This window comes from Haliea sp. (assembly GCF_040221975.1).
Classification (GTDB): domain Bacteria; phylum Pseudomonadota; class Gammaproteobacteria; order Pseudomonadales; family Halieaceae; genus Haliea.
The window spans coordinates 57,906-75,335 of the sequence record NZ_JAVJWR010000018.1; the positions used below are offsets into that span (position 1 = coordinate 57,906).

The 17,430-nt window shown below is 65.6% G+C and carries 18 protein-coding genes and 1 tRNA gene; 9 read left to right on the top strand and 10 right to left on the bottom strand.

All coding sequences use genetic code 11. The features are described 5' to 3' along the window. Genes mreD through RLO07_RS07450 form a run of 3 tightly spaced genes read right to left on the bottom strand, consistent with a single transcriptional unit; the run spans position 1 to position 2,405 of the window. A complete protein-coding gene (gene mreD, locus RLO07_RS07440) occupies positions 1-492 on the bottom strand; it encodes a rod shape-determining protein MreD (RefSeq protein ID WP_462291509.1) in 492 nt (163 codons plus the stop codon). Then, complete coding sequence (gene mreC / locus RLO07_RS07445) at positions 493-1,365, bottom strand: rod shape-determining protein MreC (RefSeq protein ID WP_462291527.1); 873 nt, start codon at positions 1,363-1,365, stop codon at positions 493-495. Positions 1,366-1,367: 2 nt separating this feature from the next. Then, positions 1,368-2,405, bottom strand: coding sequence for a rod shape-determining protein (locus tag RLO07_RS07450; protein WP_462291510.1), 1,038 nt, complete (start codon positions 2,403-2,405; stop codon positions 1,368-1,370). 222 nt (positions 2,406-2,627) lie between these two features. Here RLO07_RS07450 and gatC point away from each other — a divergent pair, with 222 nt between their 5' ends. Genes gatC through RLO07_RS07470 form a run of 4 tightly spaced genes read left to right on the top strand, consistent with a single transcriptional unit; the run spans position 2,628 to position 6,257 of the window. Beyond that, positions 2,628-2,915 (top strand): Asp-tRNA(Asn)/Glu-tRNA(Gln) amidotransferase subunit GatC, encoded by a 288-nt coding sequence (gene gatC, locus RLO07_RS07455; protein WP_462291511.1) that lies wholly within the window; start codon positions 2,628-2,630, stop codon positions 2,913-2,915. A 26-nt stretch (positions 2,916-2,941) separates the two neighbouring features. Continuing rightward, positions 2,942-4,504 carry an Asp-tRNA(Asn)/Glu-tRNA(Gln) amidotransferase subunit GatA gene (gatA, locus tag RLO07_RS07460; RefSeq protein WP_462291512.1) on the top strand — a complete coding sequence of 521 codons (1,563 nt, stop codon included), beginning with the start codon at positions 2,942-2,944 and terminating at the stop codon, positions 4,502-4,504. Beyond that, the gene (gatB, locus tag RLO07_RS07465; protein WP_462291513.1) at positions 4,501-5,967 is read left to right on the top strand and encodes an Asp-tRNA(Asn)/Glu-tRNA(Gln) amidotransferase subunit GatB; all 1,467 of its coding nucleotides are present in this window, start codon (positions 4,501-4,503) and stop codon (positions 5,965-5,967) included. The genes gatA and gatB overlap by 4 nt, the downstream gene beginning before the upstream one ends. After that, entirely contained in the window at positions 5,964-6,257 is a 294-nt protein-coding gene (locus RLO07_RS07470; RefSeq protein WP_462291514.1) for a PA4642 family protein, read from the top strand. Before gatB ends, RLO07_RS07470 begins: the two co-directional genes overlap by 4 nt. On the opposite strand, the gene smrA is transcribed toward RLO07_RS07470, so the two are convergent. Then, the gene (gene smrA / locus RLO07_RS07475) at positions 6,254-6,859 is read right to left on the bottom strand and encodes a DNA endonuclease SmrA (RefSeq protein ID WP_462291515.1); all 606 of its coding nucleotides are present in this window, start codon (positions 6,857-6,859) and stop codon (positions 6,254-6,256) included. The genes RLO07_RS07470 and smrA overlap by 4 nt on opposite strands. A gap of 61 nt (positions 6,860-6,920) precedes the next feature. Between smrA and cysZ the strand changes: the two genes are divergently transcribed. Further along, the gene (cysZ, locus tag RLO07_RS07480) at positions 6,921-7,649 is read left to right on the top strand and encodes a sulfate transporter CysZ (RefSeq protein ID WP_462291516.1); all 729 of its coding nucleotides are present in this window, start codon (positions 6,921-6,923) and stop codon (positions 7,647-7,649) included. A gap of 7 nt (positions 7,650-7,656) precedes the next feature. Here the strand turns inward: cysZ and rhlB are convergent, their stop codons facing one another. The 6 genes from rhlB to hemA all read right to left on the bottom strand — a co-directional run bounded on the left by rhlB (position 7,657) and on the right by hemA (position 13,845). After that, positions 7,657-8,829: an ATP-dependent RNA helicase RhlB gene (rhlB, locus tag RLO07_RS07485; RefSeq protein ID WP_462291528.1), complete on the bottom strand. Its 1,173-nt coding sequence runs from the start codon at positions 8,827-8,829 to the stop codon at positions 7,657-7,659. 259 nt (positions 8,830-9,088) lie between these two features. After that, positions 9,089-9,703: an HvfX family Cu-binding RiPP maturation protein gene (locus RLO07_RS07490; RefSeq protein ID WP_462291517.1), complete on the bottom strand. Its 615-nt coding sequence runs from the start codon at positions 9,701-9,703 to the stop codon at positions 9,089-9,091. Between the two features lie 54 nt (positions 9,704-9,757). Beyond that, entirely contained in the window at positions 9,758-10,522 is a 765-nt protein-coding gene (locus RLO07_RS07495; RefSeq protein WP_462291518.1) for a HesA/MoeB/ThiF family protein, read from the bottom strand. Then, positions 10,497-11,330 carry a peptide chain release factor N(5)-glutamine methyltransferase gene (prmC, locus tag RLO07_RS07500; protein WP_462291519.1) on the bottom strand — a complete coding sequence of 278 codons (834 nt, stop codon included), beginning with the start codon at positions 11,328-11,330 and terminating at the stop codon, positions 10,497-10,499. The genes RLO07_RS07495 and prmC overlap by 26 nt, the downstream gene beginning before the upstream one ends. After that, positions 11,330-12,415, bottom strand: a complete 1,086-nt coding sequence (prfA, locus tag RLO07_RS07505) for a peptide chain release factor 1 (RefSeq protein ID WP_462291520.1) — start codon at positions 12,413-12,415, stop codon at positions 11,330-11,332. Before prfA ends, prmC begins: the two co-directional genes overlap by 1 nt. Beyond that, positions 12,412-13,845 carry a glutamyl-tRNA reductase gene (gene hemA, locus RLO07_RS07510; protein WP_462291521.1) on the bottom strand — a complete coding sequence of 478 codons (1,434 nt, stop codon included), beginning with the start codon at positions 13,843-13,845 and terminating at the stop codon, positions 12,412-12,414. The genes prfA and hemA overlap by 4 nt, the downstream gene beginning before the upstream one ends. Positions 13,846-14,059: 214 nt before the next feature. Here hemA and RLO07_RS07515 point away from each other — a divergent pair, with 214 nt between their 5' ends. From RLO07_RS07515 to RLO07_RS07530, 4 genes are all read left to right on the top strand, one after another. Continuing rightward, positions 14,060-15,814 carry a tetratricopeptide repeat protein gene (locus tag RLO07_RS07515; RefSeq protein WP_462291522.1) on the top strand — a complete coding sequence of 585 codons (1,755 nt, stop codon included), beginning with the start codon at positions 14,060-14,062 and terminating at the stop codon, positions 15,812-15,814. Continuing rightward, complete coding sequence (gene lolB, locus RLO07_RS07520; protein ID WP_462291523.1) at positions 15,811-16,422, top strand: lipoprotein insertase outer membrane protein LolB; 612 nt, start codon at positions 15,811-15,813, stop codon at positions 16,420-16,422. The genes RLO07_RS07515 and lolB overlap by 4 nt, the downstream gene beginning before the upstream one ends. Further along, positions 16,419-17,249, top strand: coding sequence for a 4-(cytidine 5'-diphospho)-2-C-methyl-D-erythritol kinase (gene ispE / locus RLO07_RS07525; protein WP_462291524.1), 831 nt, complete (start codon positions 16,419-16,421; stop codon positions 17,247-17,249). Before lolB ends, ispE begins: the two co-directional genes overlap by 4 nt. 18 nt (positions 17,250-17,267) lie before the next feature. Continuing rightward, positions 17,268-17,342 (top strand) — tRNA-Gln (locus RLO07_RS07530). Positions 17,343-17,430 lie beyond the last annotated feature (88 nt).

Genomic DNA, 17,430 nt, shown 5'->3' on the forward strand with positions numbered 1-17,430 from the left:
TCAGCTGATTCGGTAATGGCGGCGGATGCCGCGCAGCAGATGGAGGACTACCGGCCACAGCAGGGCGCTGGACACCGCCGGCAGCAGGAACAGGAGACTGCGGGCACCGGCGCCCTCCAGGTTCTGCACCCACTGGCCGATCAGCTGATGCAGGCCTATGAGAAGGAACACCACCCCGCACTGCTGCCACAGACTGAACACGCGCAGACGCTGGTACACAAGCAGCGAGCACAGGGCCAGGACAGACAGGGAGAACGCGTTCTGTCCGAGAACCGCACCTTCCAGGACATCCACCAGTACGCCCAGCAACAGCGCGGTGAAGATGCCGATCCGGTGCGGCAGAGCGATACACCAGTAGATGAGCACCAGTGCAACCCATTCGGGCCGGGCCCACAACAGCCAGTGCGGCAATGGCAGCACCGCGAGCACCGCCCCCAGCAGGAAACTGACCGCCACCACGGCGAACACCAGCGCGTTGCCGGCCGCCACCATTCAGGACTCCCCGGCCGCGGGTACCGGATCCTCCGGCGCTCCGACAAACACCAGCAAGACATGGCGGCTGCGGTTCAGCGCCGCACTGGGCCGGGCAATAACCCGGGCAAAGGGTTGGCCGGGATCACGCTGTACCAGCACCACCTCACCCACGGGGTAACCCACGGGAAAACGTCCCCCCAGACCCGAACTCACCAACAGATCGCCTTCCTGGATATCGGTTGTTGCAGAAATATGCTGGACCTCGAGTGCATCCAGGGAACCGGTACCCTCGGCAATGGCGCGGACGCCGTTGCGATTGACCTGGACCGGGATCGAGTGGGTCAGATCGGTCAACAGCAGCACCCGCGAGGTGAACTCACCCACCTCGATTACCTGCCCCATGAGCCCGTCTGCATCAATCAGCGGCTGGCCGCCGTAGACACCGTCGCGGACGCCCTTGTTGAGGACCAGTTGATGCCTGACCGGATCGGGGGATACCCCGATGAGCTCGGCGACCAGCACGTCGTTACGCAACATCGCGGTGGAATTGAGCAGCCCCCGCAGCCGGGTATTCTCGGCCTGCACGGACGCCATCTGCAACGAGCGCCCCTGCAACAGCAGGTTCTCACGCTGCAGGCGTTCATTGTCCTCCAGCAACTGGCGCCGGGCGCGAATGTGCGTATCCTGCCAGGCGCGGACACTGGCGGGAATATCGGCCACCCAGATCACGGGGGCGGTCAGAGTATCCAGAAGGGCCCGGGTCTGGCCCAGACTGTTGAAGCGCAGGTCGGCGGTGATCAGGCACACCACCACCAGGATCGCCAGCAGGATACGCAGACCGAGGTGGGATTCCTTGAGAAATAGCGGCTTGATGGCAGCGCCCGCGAACAGGGTTACTCAGTCGAGAGCAGATCGATGGTATGGCGGTCCATCTGTTCCATCGCCCGGCCGCCACCCCGCGCCACACAGGTCAGGGGATCGTCCGCCACAATCACCGGCAAACCGGTCTCCTCGGAAATGAGCCGGTCGAGGTCGCGCAGCAGGGCACCCCCCCCGGTCAGGACAATGCCGCTCTCGGCAATGTCGGCCGCCAGTTCCGGAGGCGACTGTTCCAGCGCTGACTTCACCGCCTGCACAATGGAAGAGAGCGGGTCCTGCAGCGCTTCCAGGATTTCATCGCTGTTGAGGGTAAAGCTGCGCGGCACCCCTTCGGCCAGGTTACGCCCGCGAACATCAATCTCCCGCAATTCGCTTCCGGCGAAGGCACAACCGATTTCGGTTTTGATCCGCTCCGCCGTGGCATCGCCGATCAGGCTGCCGTAGCGACGGCGCACGTGGGACACGATGGCTTCGTCAAACCGGTCACCACCGACGCGCAGGGAGTCGCGGTAGACCACGCCGTTGAGGGAGATGATTGCGATTTCAGTGGTACCACCACCGACATCGACCACCATGCAGCCGCTGGCTTCCTCCACATCCAGGCCGGCACCGATCGCCGCCGCCATCGGTTCCTCGATCAGGCGCACTTCCCGGGCCCCGGCGCTGAGCGCGGACTCACGGATGGCGCGGCGCTCTACCTGGGTGGACATGCAGGGAACGCAGACCAGAACTCTCGGACTGGGGCGGATGAAACGGCTTTCGTGTACCCGGGCAATGAAATGCTGGAGCATCTTCTCGGTGACCTGGAAGTCGGCGATAACACCGTCTTTCAGAGGGCGGATAGCGGTGATATTGCCGGGGGTGCGGCCGAGCATGCGCTTGGCCTCGGTACCCACCGCTTCGATCGTCTTGACGCCATTGTGGAAACGGATCGCCACCACCGAGGGCTCATTCAGTACAATTCCCTTGTCGCGCACGTAGATAAGAGTGTTCGCTGTGCCCAAATCGATAGAGAGATCGTTTGAGAACACTCCGCGCAGCTTCTTCAACATGAATTTTTACTACCTTCTGAATAGACCGGGGAACTCCGGACGCGGAGCTCTGCAAGCACCCCATGCTGCCGTCCTCTCGTAAAAGACAGCAAACTCTTTATTCTACGGTGTGTGACTTGGCCCGCAACTGTATCAATCGCAGGGATTTTGAGCAAGGCGCAAATGTGATAAGTTTACGCCCCCCGCCGAGCAGGCGGCAGCACAGCAACGGTAGCGGAGTCGATGACAATACAGCAGGACGAGATAGAGAAAATCGCGGAGCTTGCAAGGATCCGCATCGCCCCGGATGAGGCGGCCGAGCTGACCTCCCGCATCGCCAATATCCTGACGCTCGTGGACCAGCTGCAGGCCATCGATACCGCCGGCGTAGAGCCCATGGCCAACCCCCTGGATGCCGTCCAGCGCCTGCGCGTGGACGCCGTCACCGAGGCCAACCAGCGCGACGCCTTCCAGGCAATCGCCCCGGCGGTGGAGAGCGGCCTGTACCTGGTCCCCAAAGTCATCGAATAGCGGTTCGACCGCTCCCAGGACGTCACATGCATGAACTTTCAGTCGCCCAGCTGAGCCTCGGGCTGCGCGAGAAACAGTTTTCCAGCGTCGAACTTGCGCGCACCTACCTCGACCGCATTCAGGCACTGGACGGGCGCTACAACAGCTTCGTCACGGTTGACGAGGAAGGCGCCCTGGCGGCAGCCGCGGCGGCGGATACGCGCCTGGCCGCCGGGGAAACCGGCCCCCTGCTGGGCATTCCGCTGGCGCACAAGGACATTTTCTGCACTCGCGGAATCCGCACCAGCTGTGGTTCGAAGATGCTGGACAATTTCATACCGCCCTATGACGCCACGGTAGCCACCCGCCTGCGGGACGCCGGTACCGTCATGCTGGGCAAGACCAACATGGACGAGTTCGCCATGGGGTCCTCCAACGAATCCAGTTTCTATGGCCCGGTGCACAACCCCTGGGACCCCGGCCGCGTGCCCGGCGGCTCCTCCGGCGGCTCGGCCGCGGCCATCGCGGCACGCCTGGCGCCCCTGGCAACCGGTACCGATACCGGCGGCTCCATCCGCCAGCCGGCGGCTTTCTGCGGCATCACCGGCCTCAAGCCCACCTACGGGCGGGTCTCCCGGCTGGGCATGGTGGCCTTCGCTTCCAGCCTAGACCAGGCCGGCCCCATGGCCCGCAGCGCCGAGGATTGCGCCCTGCTGCTGAATGCCATGGCCGGCTTTGATCCCCGGGACTCGACCTGCTCGGAGCGGCCGGTAGAGGATTACCATGCCGCCCTGCAGCAGCCGCTGACGGGCCTGCGCATCGGCCTGCCGCGGGAATATTTCGGCGCGGGCCTGGACGCGGCCACCGGTGAGCGGATTCACGCCGCCCTGGCGCTGCTGGAGCAGCAGGGCGCCATTCTGGTGGACATCTCCCTGCCTCACACCGGGCTCAGTATCCCCACCTATTACATCGTCGCCCCGGCGGAGGCGTCCACCAACCTGTCGCGCTTTGACGGCGTCCGCTACGGCTACCGCTGCCAGCAGCCGCGCGACTTGCACGACCTGTATACCCGCAGCCGCGAGGAGGGCTTCGGCGACGAGGTCAAGCGACGCATCCTGGTGGGGACCTACGCTCTCTCCGCCGGCTACTACGACGCCTACTACAAGAAGGCGCAGCAGGTCCGGCGCCTGATCCGGCAGGATTTCCTCGATGCCTTCGGGCAGGTGGACGTGATTGCCGGCCCCACCACACCGGGCCCCGCCTTTGGCCTCGGCGCCAAGGGCAGTGACCCGCTGGCCATGTACCTGGAGGATGTCTACACCCTGGCGGTCAATCTCGCCGGCCTGCCCGGCATGTCAGTGCCCGCCGGCCAGGTCGACGGCATGCCCGTGGGCCTGCAGTTGATCGGCCAGCACTTTCGGGAAGCGCGCCTGCTCAACGTTGGCCACCAGCTGCAACAGGCCTCGGACTGGCACCTGCAGGTGCCCCCGGTGGGAGCCCGCTCCGCGGGCGATAGCCCCGGCGAACAGCCACACTCGCCCGCGGAGCGGACTCCCACAGAGCGGACACCATCGCCCGCGGAGCGGGCTCCTACAGGAGGTGCGCAATGAGCTGGGAGGTCGTGATCGGGCTGGAAGTGCACCTGCAGCTGGCCACGCGTTCGAAGATATTTTCCGGCGCCGCGACCACGTTCGGCGCGGAGCCCAACACCCAGGCCTGCGCGGTGGATCTCGCCATGCCGGGCATGCTGCCCGTGCTCAATGAGCAGGCTGTGCGCTATGCGGTGATGTTCGGCCTCGGCATCGGTGCCGAGATCGGCCTGCGCTCGGTGTTCGACCGCAAGAACTACTTCTACCCCGACCTGCCCAAGGGCTACCAGATCAGCCAGTTCCAAGCGCCCATCGTCGGTCGCGGCGAGTTCGAGATCCAGCTCGAGGACGGCAGCACGCGCCGTATCGGCATTACCCGCGCCCACCTGGAAGAAGACGCCGGCAAGTCCCTGCACGAGGATTTCCACGGCATGACCGGCATTGACCTAAACCGCGCCGGCACCCCCCTGCTGGAGATCGTCAGCGAGCCCGACCTGCGCAGCGCCGAGGAGGCCGTGGCCTACCTGAAGACCCTGCACAGCCTGGTCACCTACCTCGGCATCTCCGACGGCAACATGGCCGAGGGCTCCATGCGCTGCGACATCAACCTGTCCCTGCGCCGCGCCGGCAGCAGCACCCTGGGTACCCGCGCCGAGATCAAGAACGTGAACTCCTTCCGCTTTGTGGAGAAGGCCATTCACCACGAAATCGAGCGCCAGACCGACATCCTCGAAAGCGGCGGCACGGTGGTGCAGGAAACCAGGCTCTATGACGCCGACCGGGATGAAACCCGTTCCATGCGCAGCAAGGAAGTCGCCAACGACTACCGCTATTTCCCGGAACCCGATCTGCTGCCGGTGGTCATCGACGAGACCTGGGTCGAGAGCGTCCGCGCCACCCTGCCGGAGCTGCCGGCGGCGAAGCGCCAGCGCTTTGTGAGCGACTACGGGCTGTCCACCTACGATGCCGGCGTGCTGGCCGCCAACCGTCCCCTGGCCGACTACTACGAGGCCGTGGTCGAAGGCTGTGGTGATGCCAAGATCGCCGCCAACTGGGTACAGGTGGAGCTGCTGGGCCAGCTCAACCGCGGCGAACTGGACTTGAGCCAGAGCCCGGTTGATGCCGCCGGCCTGGCTGGCCTGATCCGGCGTATTCTCGACGGCAGCATTTCCGGCAAGATCGCCAAGCAGGTGTTCGAGGCCATGTGGGCGGGAGAAGGTGACGCCGACACGATTATCGCCGCACGCGGCTTGCAGCAGGTCAGTGACAGCGGCGCTCTCGCGGCCCTGGTCGACCAGGTGATCAGCGGCAATCCGGCCCAGGTCGCCCAATACCTGGCTGCAGACGCAGGCAAGCGCAAGAAACTGGCCGGCTTTTTCGTCGGCCAGATCATGAAGCTGTCCAGGGGTCAGGCCAACCCGCAGATGGTCAACGAACTGCTTAACGACAAGCTGGCTGCGGCCGGCAGCGACGGGGAATCATGAAGAAAGACAAGGAAAAGGTAATCGACGAGGTCTGGACCGAGGACCACGTGCGCAGCTTCCTGCAGGTCCGCGCCCACGACGGCAGCGATACCGACTTTCACATGCTGCTGAAAGCCTACCAGAGCATGCGCGCCTCGGATTTCGAGCTGTTTGTGCAATTTTTTCTCGGCGAAGGACGCAACCTGGATGCCACCGGCAGGGATGGGCGCAGTGTACTGCAGATTGTCGGTGAACATCGCCACGGGGCCGAGTACGCGGCGATCCTGCGCAGTGCCGGCGCCAGCGCCTAGCCATCGATCGGCACCCGGCCTTTCATGAAGCGCTCGCGGTTCTTGCGCTTCTGCTCTTCGCTCTTGCGCAATAGCACGTAGACCGCCCCGGTGCCGCCGTGGCGAGGCTGGGCGCTGTGGAAAGCCTGCACCACCGGCATTTCCCGCAGCCAGACATCGACATGGCCCTTGAGCACCGCGCTGCGCTCGCGCTCGGCCTTGCGCTCGCCCTTGCCGTGAATCAGCATGACACTGCGCAAGCCCAGTTCGAAGCACTGCTCGATGAAGTCGAACAATTCCCTGCGAGCCACGCGTACCGTCATCCGGTGCAGGTCCAGACGGGCCTCGTGCTCATAGCGACCCTGGCGCAGCTTGCGATAGACCCCGTTCTGCACCCCCGGCCGCTTGAAGTCCAGCACATACCAGGCATCCAGCGGCTCGGCCTCGCGGTCATTGAGGATATTGCGATCCGCCTCGGGCGCGGTGACAGCCGCCTGGCGCCGCTCTGCCAGGGAACTGTCACGGTCATCAAAGGACCCGCCCAGTGCCACCCGGCGCTCCCGCTTCAGCGGCACCACATCGCCCATTTCGCGATGAAAAAGTGTTCTGTCGTCGTCAGCCATGGCTTCCCGCTCCCATGCGATGCATCATTATAACCGACACCCCGAGAACCAGGACCTCATTATGGAAGGCAACATTGTTCGTGGCGCGGAATACCTGCTGCGCGGCGCACGCCTGCTGACGCACCCGACACTGCGGCTGTTCGTGATCGTGCCGCTGCTGGTCAATATCCTGATCTTCGGCTCCCTGCTGGGCCTGGCGTTCAGCTTCCTCGACCGCAGCATCAGCAGCTGGATGGAGAGCCTGCCAGCCTGGCTGGGCTTCCTCGAATGGATCATCTGGCCCCTGCTGGTAGTGGTATTCGGGCTGCTGAGCGGCTACGTGTTTACTGCCGTTGCCCTGCTGATCGCCTCGCCCTTCAACAACCTGCTGGCGGAAAAGACCGAAGAGCTGGTCACCGGCAAGCCCGTCGAAGCGCTCGAAGGGCCGCTGGCGGCGCTGCTGTCGGTACCCCGGGCGATCCTGCGGGAGCTCGCCAAACTACTGTACTACGTACCCATGGCCCTGCTGGTGCTGATCCTGAGCCTGGTGCCGGGTCTCAACCTGGCGGCGCCGCTGCTCTGGTTCCTGCTGGGTGCCTGGATGATGAGCATCCAGTTCGTCGATTACCCGGTGGACAACCACCAACTGGGTTTCGGGGAAGTGAAAGTGGCGGTAGCCAGGCGCCGTCTCAGCAGCCTCGGATTTGGCGGCAGCGTGGCCCTGTGCGCGGGGATTCCCGTGCTCAACTTTTTTGTGGTACCCGCCGCAGTGGTGGGAGCAACCCTGCTCTGGTGCGAGGAGCTGCGCTAGCGGCGCCCTACTCCAGCAGCTCCGCCGGGGGATGGGTGCACTCCAGGCGCGTCCCCAGCAGGGCCTCGATATCGGGCAGCAGGAAGGCATCATCCTCGCTGGCAAAACTGATGGAGATGCCGGTGGCGCCAGCGCGGCCGGTGCGGCCGATGCGGTGCACATAATCGTCGGGGTCCTCCGGCAGGTTGTAATTCACCACGTGGCTGACACCCTCGACGTGAATACCACGACCGGCGACATCGGTGGCCACCAGCACCTTGATCTCCCCTCGCTTGAACTGTGCCAGGGTGCTGCTGCGCTTGGCCTGGGGAATTTCCCCGGAGAGAATACCGCAGGAGACACCGGCCTTGCGCAGGCGCTCGTGCAGGCGCCGCACCTGATCGCGGCGGTTGGCGAACACGATCACGCTGCTGGCCTCGGGGCTGCGCACCAGATTGACCAGCAGCTTGTAGCGCTGCTCGCTGCTCACCAGGTAGACCTTCTGGTCGACGGAATCGGTGGCCACGTGGTCGGGCTCGATTTCAACCGTGATCGGCTCCCAGGTCCACTGTTCGGACAGGTTGAGGATATCCTGGGTAAAGGTGGCCGAAAACAGCAGGGTCTGGCGATCCTCCTTGCGCGGTGTGGCGCGGACGATACGCTTGACCTGCGGAATGAAGCCCATGTCCAGCATCCGGTCGGCCTCGTCCAGCACCAGGATCTCCACCCGGTCCAGGAATACGTCCCGGCGCTGCATGAAGTCGATCAGGCGCCCGGGGGTCGCAACTACCAGGTCAACGACCACCGAACCGAGACGGTTGAGCTGCTTCTGGTAGTCCATGCCGCCGATCAGGGTCGCCACCTTGAGTCCCGTGTACCTCGCCAGGTCTTCTGCATCGGCGGCGATCTGCATCACCAGCTCCCGGGTCGGCGCAATCACCAGTGCCCGCGGCTCGCCCAGAAAACGTTCACCCTCGTCCGGGTTGCAGAGCAGGTCATTGAACACCGTGATCAGGAAAGCGGCCGTCTTGCCGGTCCCCGTCTGTGCCTTGCCAATGGCGTCGTGGCCCTGCAGGGTCTGGGGCAGGATCGCGGCCTGGATCGGAGAACAATACTCGAAGCCAAGATCGGCTATGCCATGCATGATCTCGTCACGCAGGCCCAGGTCATGGAAGCGGGTCTGCCCCTCCTGCGGCGGCACCTGGAAGTCGTCGAGGGTCCAGGCATCCCGTGACTGCGCTGCCTTCCGGGGTCGGGACCTGCCCGCCTTGCCGTGGCCGCGGTCACTGTGACCGGGGCTGCGCGGTGGTTTGCCGTGGGTGGAGTCACTGCTGGGGCTTTCCGGGGCGGGGGCGGAGGAGGCTGCGCCGCTGGCGCTGTTGCCGTCGCGCCCGAGTAGACTCTTGATCAAGGTGATTTCCTGTCCGGTTGCAAAACTTGCCGCTGCGTTCAAAGGGTCGCTAGTCTAGCATTTTTGGCCGCGAAAAGGAGTGCCGGGGATACAGCCGCGAGAGGTAGTAATCGGCGCTGACGAAACGCCCGCCTCCCAGGTACAACAGGGCCAGCAGCATGATGAAGTAGGTGGCAGCGAACTCGATGCCGTTATTGAGAATCACCAGATTGCCGTGCTCCGTGAGCCAGGCGTAGTTGCCATGCTCGCGCAGCAGTTCCCGTACCGCGCCCAGACGCACGGCGATCTCCTGGGCGCCGGAGTCGGCGATCGCGGCCCAGCCGTGCTGCCAGTGGACGCTCAATGCTGCGACCGCCATGGTCACGAGCAGCGGCAGCGCGACCCAGCGGGTAGCCAGACCCAGCAACAGCAGCAGCGCGCCGATCGCCTCGGTATACGCCGCCAGGTAAGCCAGCAAGGTCGGCCACGGCAATCCCAGGCCCCAATCGGGGTTGCCGAACCACTCGATGGTATTGTCCATCCCCCGGATCTTCTGGGTCCCCGCCAGCCAGAACACCGGCACCAGATACAGTCGCAGGGCGAGGGGGGCGAGCCAGTCCAGGTGGCGCAGGGCGCCGAACAGGCCATCGTGCAGGGAGTAGTACAGGGATGCCAGGCGATTCATGTACAAACCTCGTGAAACTCACAGGGTGTGACAGTGGCAACCCGGAAAAGTTTGTCAGCGCGGACAATCCGGGCAGTCCCTGCGCCGTTCCAGGACCAGGCGCTGCATCGACAGGCTGCGCAGGTCCAGCATCAGTACCGCCCCGCGCAGGCCTGGCTCCATGCCGACCAGGTACTTGATGGCCTCCAGGGCCTGCAGCGAACCGAGCACACCTACCACCGGGCCCAGAACGCCATTCTCGGCGCAGGCTGCATTGCTGTCGTCCGCCGCCGCATCTGGATACAGGCAGCGATAGCAGGGCCCGCCGCGGGCTGTGTCGAACAGAGCCAGTTGCCCCTCCATGCGAATGGCGGCAGCAGACAGCAGCGGCACGCCCGCCGCCACACAGGCGCGGTTGAGGGCATGGCGGGTGGCAAAGCGGTCGCTGGCATCCAGCACCAGATCCGCACCCCTGACTGCCGCGTCCATGCTGTCGGCGTCGAGGTGGCGAGCAAGCACCTCGACCTCGACCCTGTGGTTGAGCGCACGCACGGCGCGGGCCGCGGATTCAGCCTTGTTGTCACCCAGCCCGGCCTCGGTGTGGGCGACCTGGCGCTGCAGATTGCTCAGCTCCACCCGATCTCCGTCCGCGAGCCGCAGGGTGCCGACGCCCGCCGCGGCCAGGTACAGCGCTGCAGGACAGCCCAGCCCTCCCAGGCCCACCACCAGCACGGTCGCCGTCGCCAGCGCTTCCTGGCCGGCAATGTCGACCTCCGGCACCAGCAGCTGGCGGCTGTAGCGCTCCAGATCCGAGTCATCCAGCACCGCGGCGCCCCCCACTGATACGCTCCAGGCCAGCGAGATCACGGCGGGTCTCGATCCCGGCGAAGCCTGCGGCGGCCAACAACTGGCGTACCGCCTCCCCCTGCTGCGCACCGTGCTCCAGCAACAGCCAACCGCCCGGACGCAGGTGGGCCGGGGCCGCTGCCGCCAGCTGCCGCAAGTCGTCCAGACCGGCGCTGCCCGCCACCAACGCCCTGCGCGGCTCAAAGCGGACGTCGCCCCGGCCCAGCCAGGGGCTGTCGCTCTCGACGTAGGGCGGGTTGCTGACAATAAGGTCGAATTGCTCGCCCTGCAGGGCGGTAAACCAGTCCGAATGCAGACAGCGAATCCGGCCCGGGCACAGGCGCCGGGCATTGTCCCCGGCGACCGCCAGGGCAGCGGCGGAAGCATCGCTCGCAGTCACCTGCCAACCCTGGCGCTCGCAGGCCAGCGCCAGGGCAATGGCACCGCTGCCGGTGCCGAGGTCCAGCACTGTCGCCGTCGGCGGCAGCGGCAGCTCCAGGGCCCACGCCACCAGGGTCTCGGTTTCGGGACGGGGAATCAGTGTAGCCTCAGTCACGCGCAGGGACAGCGACCAGAATTCCCGCTCGCCAGTCAGGTAAGCCACCGGCACGCCGGCCCGGCGCCGGTCCAGCAGGGCCGCATAGTCCGCTGCCTGCACTGCGGTCAGCGTGTGTTCCGGCCAGGTATAGAGCCAGCTGCGGGATCTGCCGAGCAGGTGGCCCAGCAGGATCTCCGCGTCGCGGCGCCCGCTGTCACCCGGGAGGTCGTCGCCGGCGCGCAGGCAGGCTGCGACCGTGGCCATCAGTGCCCGGCCAGCGCCGCCAGCTGGTCGGCCTGGTACTCCTGCCGCAGGGGGCCAACAATGACGTCCAGGTTGCCCTGCATGACCTCATCGATACTGTACAAGGTCAGATTGATGCGGTGGTCGGTGATCCGGCCCTGGGGGAAGTTGTAGGTGCGGATGCGCTCGGAACGGTCGCCGCTGCCGACCAGGTTGCGGCGCTGCTCGGCCTGTTCCGCCGCCTGCTTGTCCACCGCCGAGGACATCAGCCTGGCCTGCAGCAGCGACAGCGCCCGAGCCTTGTTCTTGTGCTGGGAGCGCTCGTCCTGGCACTCCACCACAATACCGCTGGGCAGGTGGGTGATACGGACGGCGGAATCGGTCTTGTTGACGTGCTGGCCACCGGCGCCGGAGGCGCGGAAGGTATCCACGCGAATGTCGGCCTTGCTGATCTCGCTGACCTCCACCGCATCCGGTTCCGGCATTACAGCCACCGTGCAGGCAGAGGTGTGGATGCGGCCCTGGGACTCGGTGGCCGGCACCCGCTGCACGCGGTGGGCGCCGGATTCGAACTTGAGGTGGGCGTAGACATCCCGTCCCTCCACCAGACTGATGATTTCCTTGAAGCCGCCGTGTTCGCCCTCCCGTTCGGACAACACTTCGATACGCCAGCCCATCTGTTCGGCGTAGCGACTGTACATGCGAAACAGGTCGCCGGCAAAAATCGCGGCCTCGTCGCCGCCGGTGCCGGCGCGAATCTCCAGAAACACGTTGGCGGAGTCCTGCGGATCCCGGGGCAGGAGCAGGGTCTGCAATTCCAGTTCCAGTTCCGCGAGGCGTGCACTGGCGCTGTCGATCTCCTCCTCGGCCATGGCGACGATATCCGGATCCGACTCCGACAGCATCTGCCGGGCCTCCTCGACATCTTCCCGAACCCGATGATACTGGGCGTAGCAATGCACCACAGCTTCCAGTTCCGAGTATTCACGCGACAGGTCGCGGAAGCGGTTCTGGTCGGCAATGGTTTCGGCGTCGCCGAGCAGGGCGGCCACTTCCTCGTGGCGATCCGTGAGGGCATCAAGTTTGGTCAGCAGTGAGGCTTTCATTGCAATATACGCTGGCCGGGTGGTGGGTTGGAGATATCCCTGGTGGTGCCTTCGGAGTTCGCTTCCGGCAATTGCTCCGGGGCCCCGGCTGCGGCGCCCCCGGCTGAGGCGCCCCCGGCTGAGGCGCCCCCGGCTGAGGCGCCCCCGGCTGAGGCGCCGCCAACAGACTCCAGGCCCAGCAGCTTGCGGGCCCCGGCCAGCAGGTCCTGGCGACCATCGGCGCTGGCCCGCTTGAGACCGGCAGTGGGGGCGTGAATCAGCTTGTTGGTAATGCCGCGCGCCAGCTGGGCAACAATCTGCTGCGGATCGTCTCCGCGCGCAAGGCTGCGCAGCGCGCGCTGCAGCTCCTGTTCGCGAATGCTCTCTGCCATCTCCCGGTACTGACGGACGGTATCCACGGCGGCCAGGCTGCGCACTTCCTCCAGTACCTGGGCCACACCCTCCTCAATCAGCAGGTCCGCCTTGCGGGCTTCGCTCTGGCGGCTACGCAAGTTCTGTTCGACGATCTCGCGCAGGTCATCCACGGTGTAGAGGTAGATGTCCGCAAGCTCCGCAACCTGGGGTTCGATGTCCCGCGGCACGGCGATGTCGACCATGAGTATGGGCCGGTGCTTGCGCGCCTTGATGGCCTGCTCCACGGCGCCCTTGCCGAGAATAGGCAGCTGGCTGGCGGTAGAGGTGATGACGATGTCCGAGTGCAGCAAGTGCTCCGGAATGTCCGCCAGCAACACCGCTTCGGCACCGAACTTTTGCGCCAGCTCCCGCGCGCGGCCCAGGGTACGGTTGGCAATGACGATGCGGCGCACGCCTGCCTCGACCAGATGGCGGGCTACCAGTTCCACCGTTTCCCCGGCCCCTACCAGCAGCGCATCGCAGCGGCTGAGATCGGAAAAAATATGGCCCGCCAGATCCACCGCGGCGTAGGCCACTGACACCGGGTTCTCGCCAATGGCGGTGTCGGTGCGCACTTTCTTGGCAATCGCAAAGACCTTCTGGAACAGGCGGCCGAGCTCGCCACTGATCGTACCGGCCTCCAGCGCCACCGCGTAGGCCGACTTCAACTGGCCCAGGATCTGCGGCTCCCCCAACACCATGGAGTCCAGGCCGCTGGCCACCTTGACCATATGCTGCAAGGCGGCGCCGGCTTCATGGTAATAGGCGGCCTGGCGCAGTTCCTGGCTGGACAGGTGATGGTAGTTGGCCATCCATTCGATCAGTCGGGCGGACTTGTCCGCCGGCTCGCAGTTGTCGGGGACCATGGCATAAAGCTCGGTGCGATTGCAGGTGGAGAGGATGACGACCTCATCCAGTCCCGCCTGCTCGCAGGCATTCTCCAGCGCTTCCGCAACCTGCTCCGGCGCGAAGGCCACGCGCTCGCGCACCTCGACACCGGCGGAGTTGTGGTTGATGCCCAGGGCGATCAGGTTCATGGCGTTGGTGGTCGGCTCCCGTGGCGGCGGGCCACAAAAGGCCGCGGACCAAACCACAATCGGTAAAAATATGCGCGGATTCTAGCAAGTTACAGCCCAAAAGACAGGTGTTTGCGTATCTAAACACAGGAACCTCTGGCGCTGTCCCGAGTCCACAGGAGTTGGGATTAGTCGCCCGACTATGTCACTATTGCGCCGTGTACGCTGGATACCCATGCCTGCCCTGAAAATGTTCCGACCAATCCTGACATCTGCGCTGCTGCTGGCTGCGTCCGGTTGCGCCAGCACCTCCGTGGCGCCGCCCGAGCCGCATGCGGAGGAGCACGCCAGCCCGGCCGCAGTGGCGCCCGAGCCCCCGGAGCGGGCCTTCCCGGAGGACAGCATCTACCCGCTGCTGATCGCCGAGTTCGCCCTCCGCCGCAGTGCCTATGACACGGCACTGGACAACTATCTGGAGCAGGCAGACCGGCTGCGCGACCCCGGGGTCAGCGCCCACACCACCCATCTCGCGCAGTTCATGAAACGCGAGCCCCAGGCGCTGGAAGCCGTGCGCCTGTGGGTGGAACTGGAGCCCGGACACCCGGAGGCCAACAACACCCTCGCCACCCTGTTGATTCGCCAGGGCCGCCCCGCTGCCGCGGTGCCGCACCTGGCGACGCTCGCCCGCCAGGGCCTGCAGCCCAACTTCCCGATGCTGCTGGGTGGGTTTCGCGAGCTGCCCGACACAGAGCAACAGGCGCTGGGCGAAGCCGTGAATGCCCTTGAGGACGACTTTCCCGATGACACGCGCCTGCTGCTGACCCGGGCGCTTATCCTCGACGAACTGGAACAGGCCGAGGCCACTGGCGCCGTTCTGGAACAGCTGCTTGCGCTGGAACCCGGGCAGACCCAGGCCCTGTTGCTGGACGCCAAGCTGCGTCTGGAGGCAGGTCATTCCGCGCCATTTCAGCGCATCGAGGAGGCGCTGGCGGCAGCGCCGGACAACAGCAGCCTGCGACAGCAGTACGCACGCCTGTTGACGCGCTCCGATGTCGATGCCGCGCGCCGGCAATTTGAAATCCTGTCCGCGCAGTCGCCCCGGGATGGTGATCTGCTGCTGTCCCTGGCACTACTCAATCAGGACAATGGCGACACCCTTGCCGCCAAGGCCTATCTGCGCCAGGTGCTGGCCCTGGAGCAGCGGGTTGACGAGGCCAACTACTATCTCGGCCGGATCGCCGAGGAGGAAGGCAGGCCGGAGGAGGCCATCGCCGCCTATAGCCGGGTCGAGGACCCCGAGAGCAGGGAGTTCTTCAGCGCCCGAGGCCGGGTTGGGCGCTTGCTGATCCAGCGCGGGGACAGCAGTGGCAGCGCCGAATTCTTCGACCTGCAACGGCAGTCCTACCCGGAGCTGCGGGAACAATTGTACGCCCTTGAGTCGGAGCTGCTGATCCAGGCGACATTGCTCGACCCAAGCATGGCGCTACTCAACCAGGCCCTGGCAGAGCTGCCTGAATCCACCTCCCTGCGCTACAGCCGCGCCATGCTGGGTGAGCGCCTGGACGACCTGGCGCTAATGGAATCCGACCTCCGCCACATTCTGGAGCAGGACCCGGACAACGCCACCGCCCTCAACGCTCTCGGCTACACCCTCAGTAACCGGACCACCCGCTACGACGAGGCTTACGCCCTGATTGCGCGCGCGCTCGAACTTGCACCCGAAGAGCCCGCCATTCTCGACAGCATGGGCTGGGTGCTGTTTCAGCTGGGCCAGGCAGAGGCAGCCGTAGGCTACCTGCAGCGGGCCTGGGACGGCCTCCCCGACCCCGAAGTGGCTGCGCATCTGGGCGAAGTACTGTGGACCCTGGGCGAGAAGCAACAGGCCTACAGCGTCTGGCGCGACGGCCTGCTGCGGGACCCCGAACATGACCTCCTGCAGGAAACCCTGGAGCGGCTGGGCATTTCCGTCTCTGACCTGCGGCCACAGTGAACCGCACCGGTCCTGCCTGCCTGCGCCTGCTGCCCCTGTCTCTGCTGCTGTGGCTGGCCGCCTGCGCCACGGGCCCGACGCCCGTCGCTGAATACCCCTGGCAGCAGCGCAGCCAGCAACTGGCGGGCCTTGAGAGCTGGACCGCCCGCGGCAAGATCGCCGTGCGCAGCGGCCAGCAGTCCGAGTCCGCCAGCCTCGACTGGCAGCAACACGGCAGCCACACCAGGCTGCAACTGGCGGGCCCCATGGGGCTGCAGGCGACCGAGATCCGCAGCGACGGCCAGGAACTGCTGATCCAGCGCGGCGATGAGCTGACGCGCCTGGACATCTCCACCCCCGACGCGGTGCGCCTGCATACCGGCTGGGATCTGCCGCTAAAGGCCCTGCCCTACTGGCTCAAGGGCCTGCCCGCGCCGGCCCCTCGCGCCACGGCCGTGGAGGTGGTCGACGAGCTGCTGCAGCAGCTGGAGCAGGATGGCTGGATAGTCCGCTACCAACACTACCAGCAGTTCGATGACTACCTGCTCCCTACCCGCCTGAGCATCGAGCGCGGGGATACGCGGGCGCGACTCGTCATCCAGGACTGGCGGCCGGGAGCACCGCAATGACACCCGCCCTGGCGCTGCTGTCGCCCGCCAAGCTGAACCTGTTCCTGCACGTGACCGGGCGCCGCAGCGATGGATACCATACCCTGCAGACCGTCTTCCAGCTGCTGGACTGGGGTGACCGCATGGAATTCACCCCGGACCGCGGCGGCCAGGTGCAGCTGCACATGCCGGGCGCTGCCGTGGCTGCCGAGGACAACCTGATCCTGCGCGCCGCGCGCCTGCTGCAGCGGGGCAAGCTCGGCGCGCGAATAACCTGTTACAAACACATCCCCATCGGCGGCGGCCTGGGTGGCGGCTCCTCCAACGCCGCCACCACCCTGCTGGCCCTGAACCACCTCTGGGAACTGGGACTGACCCAAGCCGAGCTGCAGGCCCTGGGGGCCGACCTGGGTGCCGACGTACCGGTCTTCGTCGCCGGCTACAGTGCCTGGGCGGAGGGGGTCGGTGATCAACTGAAACGCATCGCGTTGCCGGAAGCGTGGTATCTTGTGCTCAAGCCTGCCTGCTCGGTGCCGACAGGGGAAATTTTTTCCAGCCATGAATTGACACGGGACACCTCGCCAATCACAATAGCCGCCTTTTTTCAGGGGGTCTACCGCAACGACTGCGAGCCTGTTGTGGTGGCCAGATACCCTGAGGTCGGAGACGCGCTGCAGTGGCTGAGGCGCTTCGCCGCGGCGCGGCTGACCGGCACCGGCGCCTGTGTTTTTGCCGCCTTTGGCAGCCAGCACGAGGCAGTCGCGGTGCAGAAGCAGGTCCCGGCACAATGGATGAGCTTTACCGCCCGTGGCATTGATGTGTCACCGGTACTGACGGCACTGGCCTGAGGTAAACAACAGAATTATTGGGGTGTCGCCAAGTGGCAAGGCACCGGGTTTTGATCCCGGCATTCGTAGGTTCGAATCCTACCACCCCAGCCATACAGAAGAGCTTCGTGGCAGGTCCGCGGTACGCGACTGCAACGAAGTGGAAAAGCCGACCGGTAGGGTTCGAACCAGGTTCGACCAC

What these genes read in the sequence shown, in the direction of transcription:
- mreD (WP_462291509.1), bottom strand. Translation starts at nt 492, where the DNA reads ATGGTGGCGGCCGGCAACGCGCTGGTGTTCGCCGTGGTGGCGGTCAGT.
- RLO07_RS07450 (WP_462291510.1), bottom strand. Translation starts at nt 2,405, where the DNA reads ATGTTGAAGAAGCTGCGCGGAGTGTTCTCAAACGATCTCTCTATCGAT.
- gatC (WP_462291511.1), top strand. Translation starts at nt 2,628, where the DNA reads ATGACAATACAGCAGGACGAGATAGAGAAAATCGCGGAGCTTGCAAGG.
- gatA (WP_462291512.1), top strand. Translation starts at nt 2,942, where the DNA reads ATGCATGAACTTTCAGTCGCCCAGCTGAGCCTCGGGCTGCGCGAGAAA.
- gatB (WP_462291513.1), top strand. Translation starts at nt 4,501, where the DNA reads ATGAGCTGGGAGGTCGTGATCGGGCTGGAAGTGCACCTGCAGCTGGCC.
- RLO07_RS07470 (WP_462291514.1), top strand. Translation starts at nt 5,964, where the DNA reads ATGAAGAAAGACAAGGAAAAGGTAATCGACGAGGTCTGGACCGAGGAC.
- smrA (WP_462291515.1), bottom strand. Translation starts at nt 6,859, where the DNA reads ATGGCTGACGACGACAGAACACTTTTTCATCGCGAAATGGGCGATGTG.
- cysZ (WP_462291516.1), top strand. Translation starts at nt 6,921, where the DNA reads ATGGAAGGCAACATTGTTCGTGGCGCGGAATACCTGCTGCGCGGCGCA.
- RLO07_RS07490 (WP_462291517.1), bottom strand. Translation starts at nt 9,703, where the DNA reads ATGAATCGCCTGGCATCCCTGTACTACTCCCTGCACGATGGCCTGTTC.
- prmC (WP_462291519.1), bottom strand. Translation starts at nt 11,330, where the DNA reads ATGGCCACGGTCGCAGCCTGCCTGCGCGCCGGCGACGACCTCCCGGGT.
- prfA (WP_462291520.1), bottom strand. Translation starts at nt 12,415, where the DNA reads ATGAAAGCCTCACTGCTGACCAAACTTGATGCCCTCACGGATCGCCAC.
- hemA (WP_462291521.1), bottom strand. Translation starts at nt 13,845, where the DNA reads ATGAACCTGATCGCCCTGGGCATCAACCACAACTCCGCCGGTGTCGAG.
- RLO07_RS07515 (WP_462291522.1), top strand. Translation starts at nt 14,060, where the DNA reads ATGCCTGCCCTGAAAATGTTCCGACCAATCCTGACATCTGCGCTGCTG.
- ispE (WP_462291524.1), top strand. Translation starts at nt 16,419, where the DNA reads ATGACACCCGCCCTGGCGCTGCTGTCGCCCGCCAAGCTGAACCTGTTC.